The organism is Streptomyces niveus (assembly GCF_001723055.1).
In the GTDB taxonomy this organism is placed as follows: Bacteria; Actinomycetota; Actinomycetes; order Streptomycetales; family Streptomycetaceae; genus Streptomyces; species Streptomyces niveus.
The window spans coordinates 1-10,400 of sequence record NZ_MDCR01000119.1 but is presented as its reverse complement, the minus strand read 5'-3'; the positions used below and the strand labels follow the sequence as shown (position 1 = coordinate 10,400).

8 protein-coding genes are annotated in these 10,400 nt (G+C 72.1%); 5 read left to right on the top strand and 3 right to left on the bottom strand.

The annotated features are described in order from the left end of the window. Positions 1-3,581, top strand: a 3,581-nt coding sequence (locus tag BHU15_RS15750; protein WP_079128165.1) for a coiled-coil domain-containing protein, incomplete at its 5' end; no start/stop codon positions are given. 31 nt (positions 3,582-3,612) lie between these two features. Here the strand turns inward: BHU15_RS15750 and BHU15_RS15745 are convergent. Beyond that, on the bottom strand, positions 3,613-4,119 hold the full coding sequence (locus BHU15_RS15745; RefSeq protein ID WP_247748837.1) for a hypothetical protein: 507 nt from the start codon (positions 4,117-4,119) through the stop codon (positions 3,613-3,615). Positions 4,120-4,605: 486 nt separating this feature from the next. Between BHU15_RS15745 and BHU15_RS15740 the strand changes: the two genes are divergently transcribed. Genes BHU15_RS15740 through BHU15_RS15725 form a run of 4 tightly spaced genes read left to right on the top strand, consistent with a single transcriptional unit; the run spans position 4,606 to position 8,857 of the window. Beyond that, positions 4,606-7,416, top strand: a complete 2,811-nt coding sequence (locus tag BHU15_RS15740) for a nitrate- and nitrite sensing domain-containing protein (RefSeq protein ID WP_069627771.1) — start codon at positions 4,606-4,608, stop codon at positions 7,414-7,416. Further along, the gene (locus tag BHU15_RS15735) at positions 7,413-7,859 is read left to right on the top strand and encodes a roadblock/LC7 domain-containing protein (protein ID WP_023543048.1); all 447 of its coding nucleotides are present in this window, start codon (positions 7,413-7,415) and stop codon (positions 7,857-7,859) included. Before BHU15_RS15740 ends, BHU15_RS15735 begins: the two co-directional genes overlap by 4 nt. 10 nt (positions 7,860-7,869) lie before the next feature. Next, positions 7,870-8,265, top strand: coding sequence for a DUF742 domain-containing protein (locus BHU15_RS15730; protein ID WP_023543049.1), 396 nt, complete (start codon positions 7,870-7,872; stop codon positions 8,263-8,265). Then, positions 8,246-8,857: a GTP-binding protein gene (locus tag BHU15_RS15725; protein WP_031232227.1), complete on the top strand. Its 612-nt coding sequence runs from the start codon at positions 8,246-8,248 to the stop codon at positions 8,855-8,857. Before BHU15_RS15730 ends, BHU15_RS15725 begins: the two co-directional genes overlap by 20 nt. Positions 8,858-9,053: 196 nt before the next feature. Here the strand turns inward: BHU15_RS15725 and BHU15_RS15720 are convergent, their stop codons facing one another. Together BHU15_RS15720 and BHU15_RS15715 are read right to left on the bottom strand one after the other, a co-directional pair. Then, complete coding sequence (locus BHU15_RS15720; protein ID WP_069627770.1) at positions 9,054-9,410, bottom strand: Mpo1-like protein; 357 nt, start codon at positions 9,408-9,410, stop codon at positions 9,054-9,056. Between the two features lie 175 nt (positions 9,411-9,585). Beyond that, positions 9,586-10,398 carry a M15 family metallopeptidase gene (locus tag BHU15_RS15715; protein ID WP_069627769.1) on the bottom strand — a complete coding sequence of 271 codons (813 nt, stop codon included), beginning with the start codon at positions 10,396-10,398 and terminating at the stop codon, positions 9,586-9,588. Positions 10,399-10,400 lie beyond the last annotated feature (2 nt).

Here is a 10,400-nt window from a genome sequence, read left to right as displayed (position 1 = left end):
GCGACGCGGCACCCGCCCTGGCGGCCCGCGCCACCGCCGCCGCCGACCTCGTCCGCGCGCTGCACGCGGCGGCGGCCGACGGGGAGACCCTGGCCAACGAGGAGGAGGAGCGCTCCGCAGCGCTCCAGGAGGTCGGCGAGGCCGCGCACCGTGACGCGACAGCGGCGGCCACCGAGGCGCAGCGCGCCCGCAGCGAGAGCGGCCATCTGCGCCAGCGGCTGTCCGAGGTCGAGCAGGAGACCGCCGAGGCGGTCCGGGTCGGCTGGCTCGACGACGCGGCCCCGGACGCCGACCCGGCACGCGCCGCGCTCGCCGCCAGCGACGCGGAGAAGTCCGCGGTCGCCACCTGGGACACGGCCAGGGAGGCGGCACGCGCGGCGGCGGACCGGGCCAGGGAGGCCGCGGCGACCGAATCGCGCGCCGAACTGTCCGAGGCCCGCGCCGTCGACGCCGCGCGCGCCGCCGAGCACGAGTACGACGCGGAGCGCCGTACGGCCGAGTCCATCGCCGAGGAGGAACGCCTCACCGAACTGCTCGGCCTGCCCGGCGCGCCACCCCGCGCGGGCGTCCCCGGACCGCGCAGCGGAGCCCAGGGCGGCCCCGAAGGACCTGCCGATCCGGGAGCGGCCCCCGGCGGTGCGAAGCGCCGGGACGGCGCCGCGAGCGCCGTCGGACAGCAGTCCAGGGCGACCGCCACCGCCGTGGCGAACACCGGCCAAGGGCCGCTCACCCCCGAGGAACTCGACCGGTACGCCGACGACCTGCGCGAACTTCTCGACCAGGGCGTCGCCGCCGCCGAGCGCCAGCTGTTCGACCTCCGTACGGCCGCCGCCGACGACTCCCGCATCCTCGGCGCGCTCGGCGACGGCGGACTGCTGCCGCCGGGCCCCGACGTCCTGGCCACCGTCGAATACCTCGGCGAGCACGGCATCCCGGCCCTCCCCGGCTGGCGCTATCTCGCCCAGGCCGTCGACCCCGCCGACCACGCCGCCGTCCTGAGCGCCCGCCCCGAGCTGGTCGACGGCGTCGTCGTCACCGAACCCGCCTCGCACGCCAGGGCCCGCGAAGTCCTCTCCGGCGCCGCCCTCCTGCCACGCTCCACCGTCGCCGTCGGTACGGCAGCCGCCCTGCTCGCACCCGTGCCGGGCCCCGGCCCCCACGGGGACGCGTCGGGCGGTGAGGACACCGGCGTCTTCCTCGTCCCGCCCAACCCGGCCATGCACGACGAGCACGCGGCCGACGCCGAACGGCAGTCCCTGCGCGCCAAGTCGACCGCCCGCGACGAGGAGATCCGCACCCTCTCCGCCCGGCTCTCCGCCGACCGGGCCATCGCCGCGCGCCTCGGCTCCTGGCGGGCCACCTGCGCCCCCGGACGGCTCACGGAACTCGCCGAGACCGCGCGCGCCGCCGACGAACTGGCCCGCGCGGCCGGGGCCGAACTCGCCGAGGCCCGTACGGTCCGTACGGAGGCCGACGAGGCCGCCGCCGACACCGCCCGGGTACGCGACGAACGGCAGGAGGCCGCCCAGCGGGCCCGCCGGGTCGCCGACGCCCTCTCCGGCCTCGCCTACCGTCTGCGTGAACGGGCGGGCTGGCAGGTCAAGCTCCGCGCCCTGGCCGACGACGCCGCGGAGTCCGAAGCCCGCGCCACCGCCTTCCTGGAACGCGCCCGCGCCGCCGACGAGGACCGCCGCGCCGCCCAGCGCGCCGCCGACGACGCCCGCCGCACGGCCCGCGCCCTGCGTGCCGAGCGGGCCGAGATCGCCGGCGCCCCCGAGAACCTGCCCGCGCCCGACCCCGACGCGCCCCGCACCGCGCTGCCCGCGCTGCGCGAGGCCTACCGGGCCGCCTCACAGCTGTACGAGAAGGTCGGCGTCGGCGCCGACCTCCGCGCCGAACAGGCCCACGCCGAGAGCGACGAAGGCGCCGCCCTCGCCGAACTGGACCGGCTCAGCAACAAGGTCCGTACCCGAGCCGCCCAGCTCCTGGAGAGCACGGACGGCGCCGACGGCCCGTCCCGGCAGGCCGCCGCCGCCCGCGCCGAATCGCTCGTCCAGATGCTGGAGTCACGCGCCTCGGCCGCCAGCGAGCAACTGGGCCGCCTGCGCGGCGAGGCCGAACGGCTCGCACCCGCCGACGGCGACGCCCACACGGAGCTGCCGGAGAGCCAGGTCCCCGCCGATGTGGACCAGGCCCAGGCCCTGCTCCGTACCGCCACCGGCGAACTCGCCACGTGCACCGACGCGTTGGACACCGCCCGCTCGGCACACGGTGAACTGCTGCACGCGCACCGCACCGCCGAGGACGCCACCGGCGGCTTCGAGGAGACGGCGGCCCTCCTCGCCGACCTGCTGCGAGGCTCGGTCTACGAGGACACCGACGAGGCACCGGAAGCACCTGAGCCCTACCCCGGCGGCATCGAAGAGGCCCGGACGGCAGCCGCCGAGACCCGCCGCTCGCTGCGCGCCTGCGCCACGGACCTGTCCGCCGCCGACGCCGCCGTCCGGGAAGCGAGCGATGTTCTCGTACGGCACGCCAACGCCACCCGCTACGAGCAGGTACGCACCCCCGCCCGCCAGCAGATCCGCGAACTGCCGGCGGCGGCGCTGCCCGACCACGCGGCGAAGTGGGCCGCCGCCTTCGCCCCCCGGCTGCGGGTGCTCACCGACGAGTTGGAGCAACTCGAACGCAACCGCGACTCGATCGTCGACCGGCTGCGCGGACTGGTTGAATCCGCTCTCACGACCCTGCGCTCCGCACAGCGCCTGTCCCGGCTGCCCGAAGGACTGGGGGAGTGGTCCGGCCAGGAGTTCCTCCGCATCCGCTTCGAGGAACCCGACCAGGCGACCCTCACCGAACGGCTCGGCGAGGTCATCGACGAGGCGACCCGCGCCGCCCTCAGGAAGAACTCCGACCTCCGCAGGGACGGCATGTCCCTCCTGCTGCGCGGCGTCCAGGCGGCCCTCCAGCCCAAGGGCATCGCCGTGGAGATCCTCAAGCCGGACGCCGTGCTGCGCGCCGAGCGGGTCCCGGTCGGTCAGATGGGCGACGTCTTCTCCGGCGGCCAACTCCTCACCGCCGCCATCGCCCTGTACTGCACGATGGCCGCGCTGCGCAGCAACGACCGGGGACGCGACAAGCACCGGCACGCCGGCACCCTCTTCCTCGACAACCCGATCGGCCGCGCCAACGCGACCTACCTGCTGGAGCTCCAGCGCGCCGTCTCGGACGCCCTCGGCGTCCAACTCCTCTACACGACCGGCCTCTTCGACACGACGGCACTGGCCGAGTTCCCCCTGGTGATCCGGCTGCGCAACGACGCGGATCTGCGGGCGGGCCTCAAATACATCAGCGTCGAGGAGCATCTGCGCCCCGGGCTACCCCAACAGGACCCGGACGCCGAGACGGTGCACGGCGAGATCACGGCCACGCGCATGTTCAAACGCTCGCAGTCCGCCGCCGTGGCCACCGCCCCGACGACGACCCACGACACCGACGAGACAGACCAGACAGACGAGACAGACGAGACAGACGAGGCACCTGCGGCACCGACCGCCGAGGCACCGGCAGACACGCCCTAGGACTACCGACGAACAGCCGGGGCACGGGCGTTCAGGCTTCGGAGAGCTTCCCGGCGCCCCGGCGTCGTATCCGCGCGGCGCCGTCACGCTCCGCCGCCCGCGCCACACGCCTGGCCCGGCGGCGCTCCCGGCGCAGCTGCCGCGCCGTGCTGCTCGGCACCGACACCACACCGTTGCGCTGATTCCACACCTGGCGCGTCACCCATACGTCCAGCACGCCCCACGTCGCCACCACCGTGCTGCCCACACTGCTCAGCACCATGGGGAAGGCCAGCCACGACCCCGCGAGCGTGCAGAAGAACGCCACGGTCGCCTGCATCAGCGTCAGCGCCGCGATGATCACGGCCCGCACCGCCGCCGTCCGCACCGGGTCCGGCATCCGGCGCCGTATCGCGGGCTCCTCCACCCACAGCCGCCGCGCGAGGCCCGTACCGCGCGGAGCCGGCAGCTCGACCTCCACCTCGGGCCCGGCCTTGGCCCCGACCTCCTCCCCGGACTTCGCGGGCGCCTTCCTGGCCGCCTTCGAAGCTGTTCTCATGTCCGACTTCGTATTCATCGACCGCAACTCCCCACCACCGTCCGACACCAGGGTGATTGCCCGGCCCAGGCCGCTTCACGCGAACCATGGCACCGATTGTGCGGCGGGCCGCGCACCGGCGCCGTCCACCCGCCCCGTCCCTCGCCCCGAATTCCCCACCCTGAGCCGGTACTTCCGTACGTCAGTACCCATACACATAGACGAGCGACAGATCAGGAAGATTCCCGCACACCTACAGTTCAGGCCATCCGATCGATTGCGAAAAGTGACGCGCCGCCAGGTACTGTGCGCCACAGCGGCGAAAGTCATCTCCGTGAATACCAGGACAACTCGTGATCAACTCGCCTGGGCAGGGCCGAAAATCGCCCGGACGTGTCTTCGAGTTGGAGGTGTGGCAGTAGTAGGCTCACGCCGCTTGTTGACGAGGATGTCCATTCTGATGAAGACGCCTTCCACGTCGGGTGGAAGGCCGAGCTGGGGGAGGCCATGCGCTTTCGCGGGAAGTCCATCCGCCGGAAGATCGTGGCGTTGCTCCTTGTGCCGCTCGTCTCCCTCACGGCCCTGTGGGCATTCGCCACCACACTCACCGGCCGCGAGGCCAACCAGCTCCTGGACGTCGCCTACATCATCGACAAGGTCGCCGACCCCGTCGAGGACACGGTGCGCGTGGTCCAGCGGGAACGCCGCCAGACCCTGATCTACCTGGCCGACCCCCGTAACTCCGACTCCCTCGCCGAGCTGCGCCGACAGCGCGCGGCCACCGACAGGGCCGTCACGAAGATCAAGGCGAACGCCGAGAACCCCTCGGTACGCGACCAGATGAGCGATGCCACCTCCGCACGGCTGACCTCGCTCACCGACGCCCTCGACGGCCTCGGCGCGCTGCGCCGCTCCGTCGAGAAGAGCACCGTCACCCGTGGCCAGGCGCTCGACTTCTACAACAGGCTCGTCGACCCCTGCCACAGCTTCCTGTCGGCGCTGCACGCCCTGGAGGACGTGGAGCTGGACAAGCAGGCGCGCGCCCTGGTCGGCATCGACCGCGCCCAGGAGATGCTCTCCCGTGAGGACGCGCTGGTCGTCTCCGCGCTGATCACCCGCCGCACCACGTCGGACGAGATCCGGCTGATATCCGACCTCGTCGCCAACCGCGTCCTCCTCTACGAGACCAACCTCGACGTCCTGCCCGCCTCCGAGCGCGAGATCTTCGAGCAGTACTGGGGCGGCCCCGGCACCCAGCCGCTCCGTGAGGCGGAGGAACAGCTCATCACCGCGGGTCCGGGCAAGGACCCGGCCTCGGTCGACGCCGCACGCTGGCAGGAGACGTCCAACCCGGTCCTCGAAAGCCTGGAGCGCGAGGGCGAGGCGGCCGACGAGCGCTACCAGGACCGGGTCGATCCGGCCGGGTTCAACGTCCTCGTACTGGCCGGAATCGCCGGTGTGCTCGGCTTCCTGGCGCTGCTCGTCTCCCTGATCGTCTCCGTACGCGTCGGCCGCAGCCTCGTACGCGACCTGTCCAGCCTCCGTAAGGAGGCCCACGAGGTGTCCGGCGTACGGCTGCCGAGCGTCATGCGCCGCCTCGCGGCGGGCGAGCAGGTCGACGTCGAGACCGAAGCACCACGGCTCGACTACGAACGCGACGAGCTGGGCCAGGTCGGCCAGGCGCTCAACACCCTCCAGCGCGCTGCCGTCGAAGCGGCCGTGAAGCAGGCCGAGTTGAGGCACGGCGTCTCCGAGGTGTTCGTCAACCTCGCCCGCCGCAACCAGGTCCTGCTCCACCGCCAGCTGACGCTCCTGGACACCATGGAGCGCCGCACCGAGGACACGGACGAACTCGCCGACCTCTTCCGCCTCGACCACCTGACCACCCGTATGCGGCGCCACGCCGAGGGCCTGGTGATCCTCTCCGGAGCCGCGCCGTCCCGCCAGTGGCGCAAGCCGGTGCAGCTGATGGACGTCGTACGGGCCGCGGTCGCCGAGGTCGAGGACTACGAGCGCGTCGAGGTCCGCAGACTGCCGAGGATCGGTGTCGGCGGCCCCGCCGTCGCCGACCTCACCCATCTCGTCGCCGAACTCCTGGAGAACGCCACGGTGTTCTCGCCCCCGCACACAGCGGTCCAGGTGCACGGTGAACGCGTCGCCAACGGCTTCACCCTGGAGATCCACGACCGCGGCCTCGGCATGAACTCCGACGCGCTGCTGGACGCGAATCTGCGGCTCGCGGAGACACCCGAGTTCGAACTCTCCGACACCGACCGTCTCGGCCTCTTCGTCGTCAGCCGGCTCGCGCAGCGGCAGAACGTACGGGTCTCCCTCCAGCCGTCTCCGTACGGAGGCACCACCGCGATCGTCTTCCTGCCGGCGGCCCTCCTTACCGAGGCGCCCGAGACGCAGGGCACCGGATTCCGTCTCGACCGGCAGAACGCCTCGACGGACAACGGCCGTGGCCGCTCCGACGGCCGGCTCGCCTCGCTCTCGCAGGTCCCCACCGGACTCAGCGGCAGCCGCTCCGTGCTCGACGGGCCCATCGAGCTGGAACCGCCGCTCAGCGGGAGCGAGTTCCACGACCTGCCCGCCCGCGGGGACGCCATCGACGCCGCGACCGATCTCGGCAGCGCCGACCTGGACGACACCGAGAGCGAGCGCGGAGGTATCTTCCGGGCCCGTGAACACCTGAGGGACGTGCCGGGGCGCGAGGCGGGGCAGCACCGCCAGGCGACGGACCAGGACGGCCCCCACGGGCCTCAGGGTCTCCACGGCCGGGGCGGGCGCGACGACGCAGCCCCGCTCGGCTTCCCGGCGCAACTGCCCCGGCGCAGCCGCAAGACGCCGAAGCTGGTCGCCGACAACGGAAGACGCGTGGACGAGCGCGGCGGCGCCCACCCGGCGTCGGACCCGTCGACGGACGCGCCCGCGGCGACCACGCCGAGCGCGCCCGCGCCGACCACGCCGGTCCCGAGTACGCCCTCACCGATCGACGGAGCCGCCGTGACTCCCGACGAGAACGGGTCTCCCACCCCGCTCGGCGGCCTTCCCCGGCGCGTCCGGCAGGCCAGCCTCGCACCTCAACTGAAGGACGCGGTACGGGAAGAGGCCGAAGCGCCGCCCACCGACGCGACAGAACGCGACTACGAGCGGGACGCGGACCAAGTACGCGACCGCATGGCGTCCCTTCAACGGGGCTGGCAGCGTGGCCGCCAGCAGAACAACGCCGAAGACACCGATGGCACGGTTGGCACCGAAGGCATCAACGGCCCCGGCGACACCACAGGAACGACACCGGAGGGGGACGGTCGATGACCGCACCGAAAGCCGCAGCATCCGATTCCACACGCCGCGGATCCGTCCCGGGCGACCTCAACTGGCTCCTGGACGAGCTGGTGGAACGGGTCGGCAGCATACGCAAGGCGATCGTCCTCTCCGGGGACGGTCTCGCCACGGGCACGTCCAAGGATCTGACCCGCGAGGACGGTGAACATCTCGCCGCCGTCGCCTCCGGCTTCCACAGCCTCGCCAAGGGCGTCGGCAGGCACTTCGAGGCGGGCAAGGTCCGCCAGACCGTCGTCGAGCTCGACGACGCCTTCCTCTTCGTGACGGCGGCGGGCGACGGCAGTTGCCTCGCCGTACTCTCCGACTCCGACTCCGACGTCGGCCAGGTCGCCTACGAGATGACGCTCATGGTCAAGCGCGTCGGCGTCCACCTCGGCGCCGCACCCCGTGCCGGACAGCCCGCCACCGGGTGAGTTGAATGACATGAGTGGAGCAGGTGAGGATCCGAAGCAGTGGTTCGACGGTGACGCCGGACCGGTGGTGCGCCCGTACGCCATGACACGCGGCCGGACCAGCAGCGCGACCCGGCACCGGCTCGACCTGATCGCCATCGTCATCCCGGCGCCCGCCGCCGACGACCCGTCCGGCGACCGGACACTGTCTCCCGAGCATGTGGAGATAGTCGAACTGTGCAGAGCCAGTCCTCAGTCGATCGCGGAACTCGCCGCGGGCCTCGACCTCCCCGTAGGGGTGGTCCGGGTTTTCGTCGGAGACCTGGTCGAGAACGAACTGGTGCACGTAACCCGTCCCGTTCCGCCGGCCGAGCTGCCGGACGTGAACATTCTCCGCGAGGTGATCAATGGTCTTCGGGCGCTCTAGCCGTGGACAGCGGCCGATCGAGCCGGTGACGCTGAAGATCCTGGTGGCAGGCGGCTTCGGTGTGGGCAAGACCACCCTCGTCGGCGCGGTGAGCGAGATCAAACCGCTGCGCACCGAGGAACTGCTCACCGAGGCGGGCCGCCCGGTGGACGACATCGCGGGCATCGAGGGCAAGACCACCACCACGGTCGCGATGGACTTCGGGCGCATCACGCTCCGCGACGACCTGGTGCTGTACCTGTTCGGTACGCCGGGCCAGGACCGCTTCTGGTTCCTCTGGGACGAGTTGGCCCAGGGCGCGCTCGGCGCGGTCGTCCTGGCCGACACACGGCGGCTGGAGGACTCCTTCGCGGCGGTCGACTACTTCGAGCGCCGGGGGATCCCCTTCGCCGTCGCCGTCAACTGCTTCGAGGACGCGACCCGTTTCCCCGCCGAGACGGTCCGGACGGCGCTCGATCTCGACTCCGAGGTGCCGTTGCTGATGTGTGACGCGCGCCTGCGCGAGTCCGTCAAGGACGTCCTGGTGGCGGTCGTGGAGCACGCCATGAACCGCGCACGCCGCCAGCGCGAGCCCGCGGTCACCACCAGCTGACCAACCACCCGGAACACGGCCGGTACCCCCACCGACGGGGGTACCGGCCGTGCGTCCCGCGCGCCGCCGTGCCCGCGAGGGATCCAGGCGTACGGCTCCGACTACCGCCGGTCCCGCCGGGCGTCCGTGGTCTCCACAGCTCGGCGGCCCGGTGGTTCGGCTGTTCCATCGGTCAGCCGCTCAGCCGCTCAGCCGCTCAGCGGTTCTCGGCGAGCCACTTCGCGGCGATCTCGGCCAGCTCCGCGTCCCGTCCCGCCAGCATCATCCTGATCATCTGCGCATCGCCGCGCAGCGACCACGCGGGATGCCCGAAGCTCGCGGGATTGTTCTTCTCGATGAAGAAGTGTGCGGGCCAGGCGGTCCCGTAGCCGATCAGCGGCAGCGCCGCCGCGTACCGCTTCCGGCCCCGCGCCAGGCCGTAGACACTGATGGCGAGGCCGGTGAGAGTCCCGGTCAGATGGACCCAGCGGGTGGCCGCGCGGGAGTGCATCGCCACGTAGTAGGGCCAGAATTCCTTGTACGACTCGTATGTCTCCGTTGTCTCCGATGCCATACGGGCACCGTAACGGCTCCGCCCGGAAGGGGAAACGGGCAGGAGGAGAACCGAAAACGGGCGGCGTGCGTCCGACAGTAGTGAGCGGGCGGCCGGAGCCCACGGGGGTGGTCCCGGCCGACCGCTCACCTGCTGGTTCCGCCGATTCCCTGTTCCGCCGGTCGTCCCCGCGCCGTCAGCGACCGAGGACCGAGCGCCAGGACACCGGGAAGTCGAAGTAGGTGTCGGGGAACAGCTCCGGCTTGTGGGTGAAGTGCCACCACTCCTCGGGGTGGTTGGTGAATCCGACGCCGGCCAGCGTGCTCTTCAGGAGCTGCCGGTTCGCGCGCCGCTCACCCTGGATCCGGGGATCGTCGGTGTGCGACAGGGTGTCGAAGCAGTCGTAACCGGTGCCCATGTCCACGGAGTTGTCCCGGAACCGCTCACCCTGCGGCGCGTAGCAGGGAACCAGCTTCTCGCCGGGCACATACGGCCGGGTCGGCTTGGCGGGGAGCTTCACGATCGTCAGGTCCACCGTGCTGCCCCGGCTGTGCCCGGACTTCTCGGCGATGTAGCCGTCCGCGAACAGTCTCGACTTGTCGACCTGTGGATAGAACTCGGGCTTCATCCGCTCGTCCTGAAGGTCCTTCGCCCAGCGGACGAAGTGGTCGACCGCCCGCTGGGGGCGGTAGCAGTCGTACACCTTGAGCGAGTAGCCCTGCCGCAGCAGCTTCCACTGCGCCCGCTGAAGCGCCCGCGCGGCCGGGCGCGTGAGGATGCAGAGCGGCTGCTCGTAGCCGTCGACGGGCTCGCCCACGAAGTTGTGCGGGGTGACGTAGCGGATCTCCTGGATGATCGTCGGTGCCACGGTCCGCAGTGCCACGAACTCGTCGGGCGCCGTGGGTTCGGACACCCCGGAGCCGGTACTCGTAGCGGATGTCCCGGTTGCCCCGGCGGCCCCCGGGGCTGCGGCGGTCACGGCGAGCAGGGTGGCCGCCGTGGCGGCCAGCG